The following is a 17,006-nucleotide window of genomic DNA, read 5'->3' on the forward strand; positions in this document are numbered from 1 at the left end:
ATTATTGAGCAACAGGTGTGGTATCGACCTCACTATTGTCGTCGATATTCACTCCATTATTCAATCTTTGTTGCAACATATGATCTTGGATATAGGCATTAATACGGCGACGCTGGTCGACAACCTGATCATTAGTATAACTTTGGTTCTGCTGTACGGCACCAGTTTGTAGGCTAACTGGAGATGCACTACCAATTAATGGGCGCGTATTAAGCACAGGCAACGGAGAGTTGTCCATTAATGTATCTTGGTTATAGTTTTGCACACCGACAACCGCAACCATAGCAACAGTAGCAGCAATAGCGTATTGGCCAAATTGCTTAAACAGTGGAATAACTTTACCACTCGATGTGCTTGTTGACGCCTTAGCTGCAATAGTTGGCTGAGGCGCAACAATTGCAGGCTCTTCATCAATAGCAGCCATAATGCTAGCGCTAAGATCCAAAGACATCGTCTTTGGCAGCTCACCACGCATCGCATCACCAATCATATGATAATCACGCCACTGCTCATGTGAATCTGCGTCAGCCGCTAATTCAGCTAACGTGTGCTCATCAATTTCACCATCGACAGCAGCAGATACCCATTCCTGACCTAATTTATCCATTATTCACCTATCTTTATTTAAGATGCTAACGTTCTAGCAACGGCTTAAGCTTTTTATCGATTGCTTCTCGTGCTCTGAAGATCCGCGATCTCACAGTGCCTACAGGGCAATCCATAACATTGGCTATCTCTTCGTAACTCATACCATCAAGTTCTCTGAGTGAAATAGCCATCTTCAATTCTTCTGGTAATGTGTCTAAGGTATCAAAAACAACCTTTTGAATTTCTTCTGACAATACGAGACGTTCTGGGGAGGCAAACTCCTTTAACGCATCACTGCCATCATAATATTCAGCTTCTTCAGCATCGACATCATTCGCTGGGGCGCGACGCCCTTGAGCGACCAGATGATTTTTCGCAGTATTAACTGCGATGCGGTACAACCAAGTATAAAACGCACTTTCACCACGAAAATTTGGTAGTGCACGGTAAGCTTTAATAAAAGCTTCCTGCGAAACATCTGCAACGTCGGCCTGATTTCGTACATAACGAGATATCAGATTGGCGACCTTGTTTTGATATTTTTGTACCAAAAGGTTAAAAGCGTTTTTGTCTCCACGCTGTACGCGCTCAACTAACTGTTGATCACTTATTTGTCCACTCATCCGAGCCGACTACTCCTAAATCTAATACTGATTTCTCAGCCGCTCGAATCATATTCACTTATGTAGACTAGCGCGTTTCAAAAAAGTTCTAAAAAATTTTGCAAAGATGTGATTTTCTTTTATGGAAGCAATGATTTTTTATATGCGACCTATGAAAGTATCCATATTCAGCGCCATGGTTTAACATAGTCGGACTCCCAGATAACTCTATGATACCTGATGAAACAAGTAGTTGAACACCAATCTGACGTTTTGGTTATCGGCAGTGGTGCTGCCGGTCTCACTTTAGCTTTGCATCTTGCTGAAAAATCAAAAGTTATTTTGCTTTCCAAAGGTCCACTTAGCGAAGGCTCTACCTATTATGCCCAAGGCGGTATCGCTTCAGTCTTTGACGAAGACGACACCATTGAGTCTCATGTAGCCGACACGCTCGTTGCCGGAGCAGGGCTTTGCGACGAGCCTGTCGTGAAATTTACAGCTGAAAATGCCAAAGCTGCAATGCAGTGGTTAATTAACTGCGGCGTCGCATTCGATAAAGAAGAAGTTCCTGCAGGCAGTACAGCTGAAGCGCCTTATCACTTGACTCGTGAAGGTGGCCATAGTCACCGACGCATTCTACATGCCGCCGATGCCACAGGCAAAGAGGTCCAAGTCACCCTGCAAGACCAGGCACGTAATCACCCGAATATTCGAGTGCTCGAACGTTATAATGCCATTGATTTAATTACCACCCGAAAATTAAGTCGCCCAGGAAATCGCGTGCAAGGTGCCTATATTTGGAACCGAGATGAAGAGCATGTTGAAACCGTTAAGGCACGATTTGTCGCGCTAGCAACTGGTGGCAGCTCTAAGGTTTACCAGTATACATCTAACCCTGATATCGCTTCAGGTGACGGCATTGCCATGGCATGGCGCTCAGGTTGTCGTGTCGCCAATATGGAATTTAACCAATTTCATCCAACTTGCCTCTATCATGCTGATGCGAGAAATTTCTTATTGACCGAAGCGCTGCGCGGCGAAGGCGCGTTTCTACGTCGCCCCGATGGCACCCGCTTTATGCCAGAATTTGATGAGCGCGCAGAGCTTGCACCGCGTGATATTGTTGCCCGTGCAATCGACTACGAGATGAAACGCTTAGGTTCAGATTGCGTTTATCTGGACATTACCCACAAGCCTGCTGATTTTATTATTAAGCACTTCCCAACTATCTATAAGCGCTGTTTAGAACTCGGTATCGATATCACCAAAGAGCCGATCCCTGTTGTACCTGCTGCGCATTATACCTGTGGCGGGGTAATGACAGACCTACATGGACAAACTGACCTTAATGGTTTGTACGCGATTGGCGAGGTCGCTTACACAGGACTTCACGGTGCTAACCGTCTGGCCAGCAACTCACTACTTGAGTGTTTGGTATTTGCTAGGGCCGCTGCAGAGGATATTGAAAGTCAGCTAGGTAAGATCCCGATGCCGGGCACTTTACCCGCTTGGGATGAAAGCCAAGTGTCTAATTCTGATGAAGAAGTGGTTATTGCCCATAACTGGCACGAGTTACGCTTATTTATGTGGGATTATGTCGGCATTGTTCGTTCTGATAAACGACTTGAGCGCGCATTACGCCGCTGTGTCATGTTGCAACAGGAAATTCAAGAGTATTACAGCAACTTTAGAGTCAGTAATAACTTGTTAGAGCTGCGTAACCTGGTCCAAGTTGCAGAGCTTATTATTCGCTGCGCTATGGAGCGTAAAGAAAGCCGGGGCTTGCATTACAACATAGATCATCCAAACAAGGATGCATCACCAAAACCAACGATTCTACAGCCCGATTAGCCCCAGTCGTTAACCCTTGCAGTCTATGTAATGCTAATAAAGCATTGCCGTTAACTATAGCGGTTAGCCTTTCACCTCTGACTGGCTAACTGAAGCAGACGACATAGATGTCGATAGTTTGTGTCGTCTAGCATATCCGCCCACACCACTAATCTTGTACTTCGCTTCGCGAAACTAATATCAAACATCACCGCAAAAGGCGTAATAACAGGTTTGCCTTTTACTACGAAACCTATGTTCCCCTCAAGTTTACCACCGCCGTCGGCTCTAAGAACAAAGCGACAACGCCAGGTTTTTAAGCGCCATATCTGCCATATAAAGAAAATACAACATGCAATAAACAGCAATGCTTTGAGTAAGATATAAGAGATGTTTTCAGCGTAAGGCCAAATAAGAAAAGAGCTTAGACAAACAAGAGCAATAACGGCCAACGAGAGACGTTGACCGAAAGAGGTTCGAACATCAAAACTATGCTGCTGGACGTCCACGAACCCTAATAATCATTTCTGCAAACTCAGGATCATTGCACACTTCGTGGCCCATAAACCAAGCGAACAGCTCAGGATCTTCGCATTCGAGTAGTCTGACAAAAGTGTCTTTATCTTTGACCGACATAGCTTCATATTGCTGTTCAACAAAAGGTTGAAACAATACATCTAGCTCAAGCATACCTCTGCGGCACGCCCACTTAACTCTCGGTAATTTCATAGGTTCTTGGCTTGAATCAGACAAAGTAAAACTCCAATCTTTGATAGTGCCGCTAGTGTAACAGTTGCTTATAACGCTTGCCTAGCCTTAGTGTCGTAACTCAATAAACGTTTTACTTTTAGAGCCTTGCAGCTAGGCCATAACGTGAAAAAACCGTCCAATATAGCGTTAAACACTAGCCAATATTAATACCTTATAACTGCTGTACGGTCAGGTCATTACCTGCAAATAGATCGCTAAAGTCAGTCTCTAAAAGCCGCTTAACCGCTGGATGCTGGATCATTCTTTCTGCAAACATCACATGGTAAACCTCTTTAATTTCAGATGTTTCACCTAGCAGCGTCATACCGTGAGCTAATATATCTTGCTTATAAATTGACGGTGCTACAAATATTCCCTGCTTGAAAAAACCAAATGATTTCATCATGGCGGCATCATCAAATTCACCGAGAATACTCACATTAAGTGCTTTCTCGTCAAACCAACGCACTAATTGCTGCCCAAGAGAACTCCGTCTACCTGGGATCAATAACTTGCCTTGCTCTAAACATTGCGGAAAAGGCTTAGAGTAAGTTTCAGCGGAGAAAAATGCCACGCCAGACTCACCTAGCTGCTTAGAGAAAATCTCAGGGTATTTAAGGCTTTCACCCGCGCAATCCGATAGGATCATATCTAGTTTATGTTCGCGTAATCGTGCCATCAAGTCTTCGTGAGTCGACTCATAACACGCTAAATGCATTGAACCATCGCTGGGTACTACAGACAATAAGACTCGGCTGGTCAATGCTTTTGACAGCGCTGCAGCAATACCGACCTCAAACAAGATGTTCTCATCTTTTTGGTAGTTCAGCAGATCGAGCATCTCATAGCTTAAGCTAAACATTTTATCGGCATAACGAAATACCAACTCACCTAACTCAGTCGGCTCTAATGACCGTCCCACTCGCTTGAACAAGCTGCCATTAAGGCTAGCTTCCAATACACGTATTTGACCAGTAACCGTCTGCGGAGTTAAGCATAATGCCTCTGCAGCCTTAGCAACCGTGCCCTTTTTCTGGATCATCCAGAAGTAGTAAAGGTGATTGTAGTTTAGATTTGCCATGATTAACGCCACAGTATTGAAAATAAAAAAAGAGGCAACTTATTCAGTTGCCTCGTTAATTGACTGTGACTTATTTAAGACGCTGACAGTCCAATAAGCCTGACATAACACTCGTCAAATCATCAGTACGTTTTATTTCACCGCTTGAGAATGCTTCAGCTAATCCAGCAACAAGCGCATCACGGTCTGGGAGGTTATCCTCACAAAAGGTACGGTTAGCTTCCTGATAACGCTTACCACCTCGGTATTTAAGCGCGCGAGACTCGTAGCCATCACTTTCTAATCGTTTACCCACTGCCGCCCCTTTATACATCAAGGCTCCATCAACGACACCTTCAAGGTAGTTATGACAAACAACACTATTGATATCTTGATTACACACTTCAACCTGTGTTGCCGATGCCATTGAAGTAAAACCCAGACCAACGACTAATGCTAATAACCTTAATCTCATACTTTCTCTCCTTTTTCAGGTAGCACCTTAGATAACCAGAAATAACCTATGGTTGCAGATGCTAGTGATCCCAATAAAATCCCAAGTCTTGCATAGTCTCCGTACATTTGGCCCTCACCAGTAAATGCAAGTGACGAGATAAACATAGACATAGTAAAACCAATACCACACATAACAGCTACAGGAGTAATATGTCTCCATCCCATGCCATCTGGTAATACTGCCAGTTTAAGTTTTACTGCTATGAAACTAAATAGCATGATACCTAATGGTTTACCGATCAGTAGTCCAAGTGCAATACCTAACGGAACAGGCGATAGTAACGAGCTCAAGCTCATGCCGCTTAAATCTACACCCGCATTTGCGAAGGCAAATATCGGCAAGATCATGAAGGTGCTCCATGGGTGCAACCCGTGCTCTAAACTCTCTGAAGGTGACGAACCATCTTTTGCACGAAGCGGAATACAGAATGCGATAATAACGCCAGCAAGTGTGGCATGAACGCCTGATTTTAATACTGCAATCCACAATATCAGACCGAGTATTCCATATGGCGCTAATGCTGTTACACCTTTAACGTTAAGCCCTATCAAACCTAAAATTGCAACCGCAGCAATGATTAAGCTAATTGTCGACAGGTCCGTACTGTAGAAAAGTGCGATAATCACAACAACACCAAGATCGTCGATAATTGCTAGCGCCAATAAAAACACTTTTAACGCAACAGGAACTCGACTACCCAATAGCGCCATAATACCTAATGCAAACGCAATATCAGTTGCGGCAGGAATTGCCCAGCCTACCTGAGTGATAGGGTCTGAATAATTGAATATTAGGTAAACAGCAGCAGGGAAAAGCATACCGCCAATTGCTGCAAACGTCGGCAAAGAAGCCTGCGCTCGACTCGATAATGCGCCTTCCAATAGCTCTCGCTTGACTTCCAAGCCTATAAGTAAAAAGAATATCGCCATCAGGCCATCGTTGATCCAATGGATCAGTGTTTTATCGATATCTAGGCTGCCAACACGGACTTGCATTTCTGTTTCCAGAAAGCCTTGGTACATACCTGATAAAGGTGAGTTCGCCAAAATCATCGCTAATGCGACGGAAACCATTAAAATAATGCCGCCTGCCGATTCCTGGCTTAAAAAATTCCTAATTGCCCGTTCCATTTATACGCTCCATAAAATCTCAATACTGCCGAGTGTAGCTGAATACGATTAACCTGAATAATCGTTTGCGCCAACTACAAACATCGGTATATCCGAAGTATTGATTTAAATCCTAATATGCATAAGTACCAAACATCAATAGAATAATCACGCTTTATAAAGCCACAATAACAATAAAGCGTTGGAGATCACACTTTTTTAGGAAGTAAAACGGTGATCTATATTACAAGCCTATTATTCACACAATATAACAATTTAAAAAACAAACTTTTGACGATTCGAAAATAACGAGTATTTACTCAATTTTTCGTCAGGTAAATGCTGAATAAAGACTTAATATAAGCTTAAACCACTAAGATAATAGTAATTTATTAGTAGAGAGTTTCAAGCGGAGTATAAAAGGGAGGTAGCAAATCCACTTTCAGTGGTTTAATAAAATGTTAAAGCAAAAACTCGCCGTTAAGCGAGTTTATAGACGACCATGAATAGCAAAAATCTACACTGAAAATGGATAACTAATCGGTTCATGATGTTCATAACCCGTAACGTCAAAATCCTCCATTGTCACCCACGTTTCTAAATCTTCAAGTGACTTAATGTCCGGATTAATCACCAATTTCGGCGAAGCAAAAGGTTCACGTGTTAGTTGCACATTTTGCATCAGTTCTAGCTGATCTTCATAAATATGTGCGTTAACAATCTTATGGAATGCTTTGCCTGCTTTATAACCCGTAATTTGTGCCATCAAGGCTAGCAAGGTAAACACCTGAACTTGGTTAAAATTAAGGCCTAGCGGGACATCACAAGAGCGCTGAAAGCTGGTCAAATGAAGCGTATCACCAACTAAGGAAAAGTTATGAGTGTGCATGCAAGGTCTTAAACATCCCATGTGGAACTCACCAGGGTTGTAGAAGCTCAAGATCTCGCCTCTATCATCTATGCCTTTTGACAAATCATCAACAATTTTACGTAACTGATCGACAGTGCCACCATCTGGCTTACTCCAAGCACGGCCCTGCACGCCATAAACGCGCCCCATGTCATCAACGCCCTTACGATGAGGGTTGTTCAACCATGCTTGATTATCATTGGCATTAGCATCCCAGGTTTTTGCGCCAATTTTTCTAAAATCAGCAGCATTATCATATCCTCGGATATAACCCAGCAGCTCAGCAATTGCCGCTTTATAGAAACTTTTACGCGTAGTAATAAGTGGGAATTCATTTTTATCGACATGATAAACCAAATCAGCATTAATAACGGTAAGGCAACGCTTACCTGTACGGCTGTTTTCAACCCAAGTCCCTTCATCAATGATTCGCTGACAAAGATCTAAATACTGTTTCATGACTATCTACCTATAAAAAAAGATGCTGGGTTGTCTCCCAGCGCTAAACGAAGAAATACTACCGACATTTACCCAGTATAACATTATGCTAAAACAAGTTTCAGGCCCACAAGAGCAAGGAATACGGCAAAAAACTTCTTTAATTTTGCCGTAGGTAAATTAGTTGCGGCTCTTGCGCCCACAGGGGCCATCAACATCGATGTCGATACAATACCAATCAATGCCGGTAAATAGATATAACCTAAGGTCCATTCTGGTAAACCAGCAGCATCCCAACCTGCGAGTGTATATCCGATACTGCCAAATAATGCGATGAGTAAACCTGTTGCAGCAGAAAACCCAACCGCATTGCGCATTTGTAGCCCACACCAAGTTAAGAAGGGTACCAAAAGTACACCGCCACCAATTCCCATAAGCGCTGCGATAATAGCTATCGCGGTCGCTGCAAAGAACAAACTCATAGGCGATGGCATTGCTCGGTTTGATTCGGTCTTAAATGGAAAGGCCATCTGCACAGCCATCAAGATAACAAATACAGCAAATATTTGTTGCAGTGATTTCGCGGCAATCATTTCAGAAATAAAACCTGAACATAACGCGCCCAGCACAAAGCCTGGCAGCATAGACTTAAATAACGGCCAAGGAATATTACCCCTTTTATGATGCGCACGGGCAGATGAAAGCGAGGTAAGGATGATGGCCGCCAAAGAGGTTGCAATCGCGACATGGGGTAACTTTTCAGGTGTAATACCAACTTGGGGTAAAATATGCAGTAACGCAGGAACAGCAATCAGTCCACCGCCGATCCCGAGCAGCCCAGCCATAAAACCAATGCCTGCACCTAGCACTAAGCAAATACACAATATATATAGCCAGCTTTCCACAAGTACGACCTTTCGTTATTATTATTGATTAAGCTTAAATTATTCACTAACGGAATAACAAGTTATTGAGGCTTTTTAACTTATCACCGATAAAAGACCGCGTTGCTCACAATAATCACTGACTCGTTTTCTCACTTCATCGCCACTATTTAGGCATAATACTTTTGCTAATAATAAGCTTAACTCTTGCTGTGAAACACGTCTTAATAAGTAATTAATTCGCGCTAAACTAGCCTGATTCATACTTAATTGCTCATATCCCATAGCAACCAGCAAGATAGCACCAATAGGTTCACCCGCAAGCTCGCCGCAAACACTAATTGGCAGTTCGAGCTCATTACAGCGTTCGACTGCAAATTTGAGCGCTCTGAGAACGCCCGGGTGATAACTATCAAATAATGGGCTAACACTAGGGTTATTACGATCGACTGCTAATAGATACTGCGTTAAGTCATTGGAGCCTACTGAAACAAAATCTACCCGTTTAGCCACTTCATCTAACTGATATAGCAACACTGGAACTTCAAGCATGATGCCCACTTTCGGCATAGTGATCTGCTTACCAAGTTCTGAAGTCAGCTCCTGGCAAGCCTGTTCTAAATAGATCAAAGCTAAATCAATCTCTTCAAGATTACTGACCATTGGCAGCAAGATATGTAGCTGCTCAGTATCAATTGCCGCCTGTAGCATCGCTCTTAATTGAACTAGGAATAACTCAGGATGATCCAGCGATAATCGAATACCGCGCCACCCTAAAAACGGGTTATCCTCAATAATTGGGAAGTAATCTAGCGGCTTATCGCCACCCACATCCAATGTTCGCATCACCACAGGCTTATTACCGGCCGCCTTTAGCACCTTGCGATAAATTTCTAACTGCTCTATTTCACCAGGAAAGCACTGTTTGATCATAAACAGGATCTCAGTGCGATACAGTCCGATACCATCTGAGTCGGCGCCAGTTTCTGAATCAACGCTACTTAACAACCCGCTATTGATGTAAAGATAAATACGCTTACCATCAATTGTCACCGCTTTATGAGAGAGTTCTTGCGCGTATTGTCTTTGCTGCTCCTCTTGCGCCGCTATTAAGCTTCGATATTCAGACAGTACGATTCCTGATGGCTCAATAATGACCTGACCACGATTGGCGTTAATAATAATCTGCGACTTTTCTATATTGGCGCTTAATATGCCTTCAACACCTATAATCGCAGGTACTCCCATAGCCCTCGCTAAAATGGCCGCATGAGAGTTAGCACCGCCAAGCTCGGTGACGATCCCTGCTAATTTTTGTCTGGGAAACTCCGCTAATAAGGTGGTAGTGGCTTCACGAGTAATCAAGATCACTGGCGTTTGAGGCTCTAAAAAAATCTTATCCGGTTCAATTAACTGCCTCAGCACACGTTGGCCGAGATCTCTAATATCATTAGCGCGTTCTTTAAGGTAGAGGTCTGTCATCGAGCCGAAGTGTACGATGTAACGCTTGGAAACCAGACAAACTGCCGTTTCCGCGCTCCAGCCGGCTCTAACTTCTTTTATGTATTCTCCGCCTAAACTCGCTTTTTCAAGCAATAGCAGTAATGCCCTAAAAATCGAGGCAGCTTCTTCATCTTTTTCTCTATCGAAGCGTTGAGATAGCCCAACAAGCAGATCTTTGCACCGGTTCATTGCATCTTGAAGGCGCCTCTCCTCCTCATCAATTGATTTGGCCTGCCGCTCAACAAGATCAAATGAAATCTGTCCACCAAGCACCAAAGCTTGAGCTATCGCAATACCTTTGGAAGCCTGAGTGCCAGTGTAGTAACGCTGCTGCAAGTTAGTGGCAGATTTAACTCTATGAGTGACCCCCTTAATTGCAACGGCTAACTGAGCAGCTAGTGTCATCAAGAAGGCTTCTTCTCCTTCACTAAATTGACGAGCCTGCACTTGCTGAACCACGATAACGCCAATAACCGACTTTTGATAAACGATCGGCACAGCGAGAAAGGCGCTATAAGCTTCTTCTGAGACTTCTGGGAGTAATTTAAATCTTGGATGAGATGAGGCATCGGCTAAGTTAATAGCCTCTTCTCGCTGAGTAACTAAACCAACGAGACCTTGTGTAATGGGAATTTTTACGCGATTAACAGCTGTGGGCTCTAGGCCATCAGTTGCAGAAAGTACGAGTTGTTGTTCTTCTAATATATAGATAGAACAACACTCTGTAGCCATAGCTTGCTTGGTTTGCGTAACAAGCAGATCTAACGCGTTTTGAAGGTCGCGAGCTGACGCAACCGCCTGTGTTATATCTCTCAGTGTTTTTAGCACTACTGCAAACCTCCCTATTTAGCTTCTACGCATACCTCGTCTTCTATTGTTCGACTCTTTAACCTGCAAAGGTAAAGTGGTCACAGCAAACTCTTTCATGACTTTTCGGTAAACATCTCTTTTAAAAGAAACGACTTGTCTTACTGGGTACCAATAACTGACCCAACGCCAATCATCAAACTCTGGGTGACCACTGGCATTTAGGTCAATAGCACTTTCGGCACTTTTCAATTGTAGCAAAAACCATTTCTGTTTCTGCCCTATACACACGGGTTTACTATCTTGTCTGATTAACCGCTTAGGTAATCGGTAGCGTAACCATGATCGCGTAGATGTTAGAATTTGCACATGTTCTGGCTTTAATCCTACTTCTTCGTATAACTCACGATACATGGCTTCTTCTGCTGACTCTCCATCGTCAACGCCACCCTGAGGAAATTGCCAGGAATGTTGGCCAAAACGTCTTGCCCACATAACCTGCCCAAAGCGATTACAGATAATGATGCCCACATTTGCGCGAAAGCCGTCACTATCAATCACATGGACTCCGAACTATTAACTATTAATCTTTTGATTGTTTCACAAAGCGTGTCCGGCGGCAAATATCTGTTACACGCCAATCGTTGGATAAAATGACTTTTCTATCAACCTTATCAACAGAGAGCCAAATGAATAACTCATGATATCCACAAAAACTGTGGATATCTCTGTTGGAAACTCAATTAAAGTCTAATAACTTGCGCATTTACTATTGGTTTATTAATTTTACCTTAGGAGAAAAGCAAACAACAAGACACACAATAACAAAGACTTACACTGAGGTATAAAAACCAAAACACTGGCGAAAGCCAAAAGCGGTCACTTTTTAACCAGCGCATTTAAATAGCTTGAATCGCTAGATAGCCGAAAGGTGTTATTCACAAGTGCAACCATTTTCCGTTTAAAAAAAGCAAAAAAACCGCCTTTTAATAGATTGACAGATCACTTTGATTGCAGTAGTTATTGAATAAATATAAGTTATCCAACAATTCTGTGGATAACTATGTTGGAAAAACAGGGAAAGCAGTGGTGTAACTTAGTAAAAACTCAAGTCCAGATATGAACAACAATAAAGTTCCCCATGCAATTCACTTACTTAGGTATAATTTCTACCGTTAGCGCCCAGTGTTTAACTAGCTGTTCGTTTTTCACTCTTATTTGATATAACTGACTATTTAGGTAAAATTATGCCTATGAAGAAATCACTTAGCTCCCCAGAAAGCATCGAAGAACTGATGCAACGCGCCGAAGCCATGGCAGGTTTAACCTTAGGCCAGCTTGCAAATTATCACGATATTGAGATGCCGAATGACTTAAAACGTCATAAAGGCTGGGTCGGACAACTAATTGAATTAGAGTTAGGTGCCTTAGCGGGCTCAAGGCCTGAACAAGACTTTGTTCATTTAGGCGTAGAGCTCAAGACGATTCCAGTCAACCGACAAGGAAAAGTGCTCGAAACGACTTATGTAACGGTAGCGCCACTGACCAATATACAAGGGTTAATGTGGGAAAATAGCGTGGTTTGCCATAAGCTCCAACAGGTATTGTGGATCCCTGTTCAAGGTGACCGAGAGATCCCCTTAGCCGAGCGCCAGATAGGCTCACCTATTTTATGGCAACCATCTAGTGAAGAGAGTGAACTCCTAAAACAAGACTGGGAGGAGATCATGGAGTTAATAGCAATGGGCCAAGTCGACAAAGTCACAGCTCGACATGGAGAAGTGCTACAGCTACGCCCTAAAGCCGCGAATAGTCAGGTCGTTACAGATAGCATTGGCCGTGATGGACAACTCACCCAAACCAACCCTAGAGGCTTTTATTTAAAGACCCAATTTACCCAAAAAATACTTTCACAGCTGCTTTAAGTCTTTTTTTGGCCAAAACTCACACTCATTTGACCTAGATCACAAATACTACTAGTCAAAGTAGGGGAATATTCTATAAAATAGCGCCTCCTAAAATCGTGTAGTATTTGGATACCCCCTTAATAGTGAAAGCACATATACAAGCGAAAAAATTAGCCTTTGCTATATTCGCTTGGACTTTGGCCATGGCGGCTTTCGTATTTTTTAGATACGCGCAAACTCCAGAACTTCCACAGTGGGCCATTGGCTCCGCTGATTTAGCCACGCTTTCAATTTATATGGGCCTGATTTTCGGCAGCCTTCACTGGATGTCGAACTTAATTGCAGATTTCAGTGCTATCAATCGCTTACCATATGTTTTTTCAGTTGTTTTTAAAGGCCTGTTTTTATTGCTCGGCGCAACAACTTTGGCCTATATCACCCAATACCTCAACATGTGGGCCATTGAAAACCATATGACTACATTGCGCCAAATGTTAACAGCGCACATTCTTTATAGTCCTTCATTCCAGGCATTGATTGTCTATCTCGTTGTGGTGCGTGTCGGCCTAGCATTTATTGAGCAGATGGCACTATTAGTTGGCCCAAGAGTGCTACTTAATATTGGTTTAGGTAAATATCATAAGCCAAGATATGAACAGCGCTTATTTTTGTATTTAGATATGGTGGCATCAACCACTCATGCTGAATCACTTGGAGACTATCGTTTTAGCCGCTTAATCCAAGACAGTTTTAGTTTATTAGCCGATACGGTAACCAATAACGAGGCTGAAATTTATCGTTATATGGGGGATGCAGTTCTTATCCACTGGCCATTAAAAGACGGTATTAAAGAAGATCGATGCTTTAATATTTATCATGAGTTTAGTCAGCAACTCAGCTGGCAAAGACGCTACTTTGAAGAACAATATGGCTTTGTGCCTAAATTTAAGGCTGCGGCCCATTGCGGTCAAGTTGTTGCTGCCGTTGTAGGTGTGCAGAAGCAAGAGATTAGCTTCTTTAGCGATGTACTTAATACCTTAGCTCGGTTACAAGACCAATGTAACCCACTGGGTCAGCGAATGCTGATCTCTGGCTCGCTACAATCACGTCTTGAATATAGCGACTCACAGTACAACCTAAATAGCTTAGGACCAATCAAGTTAAAAGGTAAGCAACACTCCATCGAAGTCTTTGGTGTCACACCTAAACTCGCTAACTCTTAGCAATAAAAAAGCCGATAATTTTATCGGCTTTATTATTTATACCAACGACCTATTTATCAGCTTGCTCTAATAACTTTTGGATCTCTAATCCTATCGTTCTAAAGGTCAAAATTCGGCTTGATGTTTGGCGCCAAACTAATCCGATGTCGCGGTAAGGCGTCTCACCAGGCGGGGCCATCGTCGTTAAGTCTGTGTTATTCAAAATCCCCGCATCGATTGCCATCTGCGGTAAGAATGTTGTGCCTAGTTTACAGTTCACCATCTGTACTAACGTGTGCAGGCTCGTCGCTGCAAATGGGTTGATTTTAATACTCTCACCTAATTGACAAGCCGAAATGGCATGGCCTGTAATACAGTGCTCTGCTTGCAGTAAAAAAATACTTTCATCCGGTAAATCTTGATAGTCGATGGGTTCATGGATCTCATCGCTCAAATCTTTATGCACTACCATTTTGAAGGGATCAATACCAACCTTCATGCTATGAAAGCCACTCGTATCGACCGGAAGAGCCAGCAACAACAGATCGAGCTCACCTTTACCTAACGCGTCGATCAGACGATCGGTTGTGTCTTCTTTTAAGAATAGCGTTAAGTCTGGGTAAGCCTGCTTGCAATGTTGAACCACATTACTCAACAAAAAAGGCGCAATAGTAGGAATACAACCTAAGCGGATCTCACCAGTCATAGGCTCACCTTGATGCTTAACCAGTTCGACCAAATCATCAACATCAGTCAACAGCTTACGAGAGCGCATCACCACCTCTTCACCTATCGCGGTAAAGATAAATGACTTATGGTCACGCTCAATAAGCTGGTGACCTAACTGCTCTTCAAGGTTTTGAATGCCGCTAGACAAGGTCGATTGGCTGACATGGCATATTTTAGCGGCTCTGTTGAAGTTCTGTTCTTGGTGTAGATTCACCAGATAGAACAGATTCTTTAAACTTGGTAGATGTTTCATAAAATAGATTACCAGTGACATTATTTATCTAATCGTTCAATCTAACTCTACCATAAAACGCTAAGCCAACTCTGATTTAGAGCGGTTAGACTGTGAACTGAATCAAAAATGTACAAGATAATCTATTGATACTGTTTAACGACAGATAAAAAAATAGCGCAGTGGATAATCCAAACTGCGCTATTAATATTGAAGCTAGGTTAATTTAAGCCTTAGACTCCAAGTATTCTTTTAATTGCTGCAAGTCTTTTGAAGCGTATGCAACAATTTCATTCAACCATGCTTGGTGCTCTTGTTCCCAAGATGCTTCTTCGCCATGTTGTAATAGCTGGGCATATTGCTGAATACGTTTAAGGCCAACTGAACCCGCTGCGCCTTTGAACTTATGCGCTTCGCTACAAAGCGTATCTTTATCGTTAGCTTCTTGTGCACTGACTAGGTTGCCAACGTACTCTGGCATCAGTTGTTCAAACAAGACGACGCTTTTAAGTAGCGTACCTGCACCAATTGCACTGCAGTATTGCTCCAGTGTATTAAGATCCAGAATTGATTCTAATTCAGCCGTTGCCATTTAGGCACCTCTCAAAATATTGCCATGTATACAAAAATACGAATTTACCACATAATACCCGCTAAAATCACCGGTGCAACAACTACTGTCACACGAGGTTAAATTTACACCGATTTTAACACTTTACCAACCTATCATTAAATAAAGTAACCTTGCGGCTACCTTGCCAATCTGATACTTGAACGTTTTTCGCACAAAGCCCCTAACAGTTTAAACGCTATTTTTCAAATAGGTACCTTGACCGCCTTTTGCCTTCAGATCATCAACAATTGCCACAAGACCATTCCAACGATAGGCACACCAGTCTGGTGCTAACAACATAGGTTTTTTGGCGTAAGCGGTAACTCGATGGAAGATCACCTCTTTGGGGGTCCAGCGTATCAGTTCTCCCACGCTAAAAGCATAGGTTTCAAGCTCAAGTAAACTCATCTTGTCGTTACGCCATGCTTTGGCCATGGTGCTGCCTTCCACAATATGCAGCGGGTGCAGCTTAATGCCATCAACGCCGACGGCTAACACCTTATTTAAGGTTTCAAGATAGTCTTTATGGCTTTCACCTGGCAGCCCCAAAATCAAATGAGTACATACCTTAATGCCTAAATGACGCGCGCGCTTAACTGTATCTTCATAGGCAGCGAAGTCGTGTCCGCGGTTAATTTTCTTTAGGGTGTTGTCATTAGCCGATTGCAGGCCTAATTCTAGCCATACATCAACGCCATCATTTTGATAGCCAACTAATAGCTCCAGTACGTCATCAGGAACGCAGTCAGGCCGAGTGCCGACACAGAGCCCAACAATATCACTATCTTGTATCGCTTCATCGTACTTTTGCTTTAATACTAGGTACTCATCATAAGTACTGGTATAGGCTTGAAAATATGCAATATATTTCGATGACTTAGATGATAAGCGCTCACGCCCCTGATTAAGTTGCTCTTGAATAGAAAGCTCTGTTTTATGTTCATGACTAAACGAAGCCACATTACAATAGGTACAACCGCCCTTACCCAAAGTGCCGTCACGATTTGGACAAGTGAACTTAGCATCAATAGTCAGCTTACGGATCCGCTCACCATATTTTTGTTTGCATACACCACCGAAGGTATTAACGTAACTATCCAGTCCCAACTGCTCTATCACCTTGCGAAAAAATTTGCGCTATTTTAACCAGTTCCACAATTCATTAATTAGCGCTAGCTCAAATAACCGTAAAGACCACGCTTTACTATTAATGATTTCTTTACGTTACTAACGACTAACCTTTACTACACTCATGTTTATTTATGCATAAATACTCACAAGTAAGAGTGGTTATCATTTCACTGTATGTGCAATAAAAATCACTT

The 17,006-nt window shown here is 42.7% G+C and carries 17 protein-coding genes; 3 read left to right on the top strand and 14 right to left on the bottom strand.

Annotated features, from left to right (window positions below; all coding sequences use genetic code 11):
- Position 1: 1 nt before the first annotated feature.
- Positions 2-607 carry a sigma-E factor negative regulatory protein gene (locus ACVBIU_RS10715; RefSeq protein ID WP_447160411.1) on the bottom strand — a complete coding sequence of 202 codons (606 nt, stop codon included), beginning with the start codon at positions 605-607 and terminating at the stop codon, positions 2-4.
- 25 nt (positions 608-632) lie between these two features.
- The gene (rpoE, locus tag ACVBIU_RS10720) at positions 633-1,211 is read right to left on the bottom strand and encodes an RNA polymerase sigma factor RpoE (protein WP_012154289.1); all 579 of its coding nucleotides are present in this window, start codon (positions 1,209-1,211) and stop codon (positions 633-635) included.
- Between the two features lie 219 nt (positions 1,212-1,430).
- Here rpoE and nadB point away from each other — a divergent pair, with 219 nt between their 5' ends.
- On the top strand, positions 1,431-3,041 hold the full coding sequence (gene nadB, locus ACVBIU_RS10725; RefSeq protein WP_447160410.1) for an L-aspartate oxidase: 1,611 nt from the start codon (positions 1,431-1,433) through the stop codon (positions 3,039-3,041).
- A gap of 71 nt (positions 3,042-3,112) precedes the next feature.
- On the opposite strand, the gene ACVBIU_RS10730 is transcribed toward nadB, so the two are convergent.
- The 9 genes from ACVBIU_RS10730 to rppH all read right to left on the bottom strand — a co-directional run bounded on the left by ACVBIU_RS10730 (position 3,113) and on the right by rppH (position 11,559).
- Positions 3,113-3,529: a protein YgfX gene (locus tag ACVBIU_RS10730; protein ID WP_447163724.1), complete on the bottom strand. Its 417-nt coding sequence runs from the start codon at positions 3,527-3,529 to the stop codon at positions 3,113-3,115.
- Positions 3,510-3,749: an FAD assembly factor SdhE gene (locus ACVBIU_RS10735; RefSeq protein ID WP_447160515.1), complete on the bottom strand. Its 240-nt coding sequence runs from the start codon at positions 3,747-3,749 to the stop codon at positions 3,510-3,512. Before ACVBIU_RS10735 ends, ACVBIU_RS10730 begins: the two co-directional genes overlap by 20 nt.
- A 193-nt stretch (positions 3,750-3,942) precedes the next feature.
- Positions 3,943-4,851, bottom strand: coding sequence for a transcriptional activator NhaR (gene nhaR, locus ACVBIU_RS10740; protein WP_447160408.1), 909 nt, complete (start codon positions 4,849-4,851; stop codon positions 3,943-3,945).
- 70 nt (positions 4,852-4,921) lie between these two features.
- Positions 4,922-5,305 (bottom strand): hypothetical protein, encoded by a 384-nt coding sequence (locus tag ACVBIU_RS10745; RefSeq protein ID WP_447160407.1) that lies wholly within the window; start codon positions 5,303-5,305, stop codon positions 4,922-4,924.
- The gene (gene nhaA, locus ACVBIU_RS10750) at positions 5,302-6,477 is read right to left on the bottom strand and encodes a Na+/H+ antiporter NhaA (RefSeq protein WP_447160406.1); all 1,176 of its coding nucleotides are present in this window, start codon (positions 6,475-6,477) and stop codon (positions 5,302-5,304) included. Before nhaA ends, ACVBIU_RS10745 begins: the two co-directional genes overlap by 4 nt.
- 496 nt (positions 6,478-6,973) lie before the next feature.
- Positions 6,974-7,825, bottom strand: a complete 852-nt coding sequence (locus tag ACVBIU_RS10755) for a thymidylate synthase (protein ID WP_447160405.1) — start codon at positions 7,823-7,825, stop codon at positions 6,974-6,976.
- A gap of 83 nt (positions 7,826-7,908) precedes the next feature.
- Positions 7,909-8,709, bottom strand: a complete 801-nt coding sequence (locus ACVBIU_RS10760; RefSeq protein WP_447163725.1) for a sulfite exporter TauE/SafE family protein — start codon at positions 8,707-8,709, stop codon at positions 7,909-7,911.
- A gap of 75 nt (positions 8,710-8,784) precedes the next feature.
- Complete coding sequence (ptsP, locus tag ACVBIU_RS10765; protein WP_447160403.1) at positions 8,785-11,019, bottom strand: phosphoenolpyruvate--protein phosphotransferase; 2,235 nt, start codon at positions 11,017-11,019, stop codon at positions 8,785-8,787.
- An 18-nt stretch (positions 11,020-11,037) separates the two neighbouring features.
- Positions 11,038-11,559: an RNA pyrophosphohydrolase gene (rppH, locus tag ACVBIU_RS10770; protein ID WP_447160402.1), complete on the bottom strand. Its 522-nt coding sequence runs from the start codon at positions 11,557-11,559 to the stop codon at positions 11,038-11,040.
- A gap of 692 nt (positions 11,560-12,251) precedes the next feature.
- Between rppH and mutH the strand changes: the two genes are divergently transcribed.
- Positions 12,252-12,923, top strand: a complete 672-nt coding sequence (gene mutH / locus ACVBIU_RS10775) for a DNA mismatch repair endonuclease MutH (protein WP_447160514.1) — start codon at positions 12,252-12,254, stop codon at positions 12,921-12,923.
- Between the two features lie 125 nt (positions 12,924-13,048).
- Positions 13,049-14,128 (top strand): adenylate/guanylate cyclase domain-containing protein, encoded by a 1,080-nt coding sequence (locus tag ACVBIU_RS10780; protein ID WP_447160401.1) that lies wholly within the window; start codon positions 13,049-13,051, stop codon positions 14,126-14,128.
- A gap of 49 nt (positions 14,129-14,177) precedes the next feature.
- Here ACVBIU_RS10780 and oxyR read toward each other — a convergent pair whose 3' ends face one another.
- The 3 genes from oxyR to ACVBIU_RS10795 all read right to left on the bottom strand — a co-directional run bounded on the left by oxyR (position 14,178) and on the right by ACVBIU_RS10795 (position 16,788).
- Positions 14,178-15,089 (bottom strand): hydrogen peroxide-inducible genes transcriptional activator OxyR, encoded by a 912-nt coding sequence (gene oxyR, locus ACVBIU_RS10785; protein ID WP_447160513.1) that lies wholly within the window; start codon positions 15,087-15,089, stop codon positions 14,178-14,180.
- A 205-nt stretch (positions 15,090-15,294) separates the two neighbouring features.
- Positions 15,295-15,660: an Hpt domain-containing protein gene (locus tag ACVBIU_RS10790; RefSeq protein ID WP_447160400.1), complete on the bottom strand. Its 366-nt coding sequence runs from the start codon at positions 15,658-15,660 to the stop codon at positions 15,295-15,297.
- Positions 15,661-15,870: 210 nt separating this feature from the next.
- The gene (locus ACVBIU_RS10795; RefSeq protein ID WP_447160399.1) at positions 15,871-16,788 is read right to left on the bottom strand and encodes a TIGR01212 family radical SAM protein; all 918 of its coding nucleotides are present in this window, start codon (positions 16,786-16,788) and stop codon (positions 15,871-15,873) included.
- Positions 16,789-17,006: the final 218 nt, after the last annotated feature.

This window comes from Shewanella sp. 30m-14, from assembly GCF_052977125.1.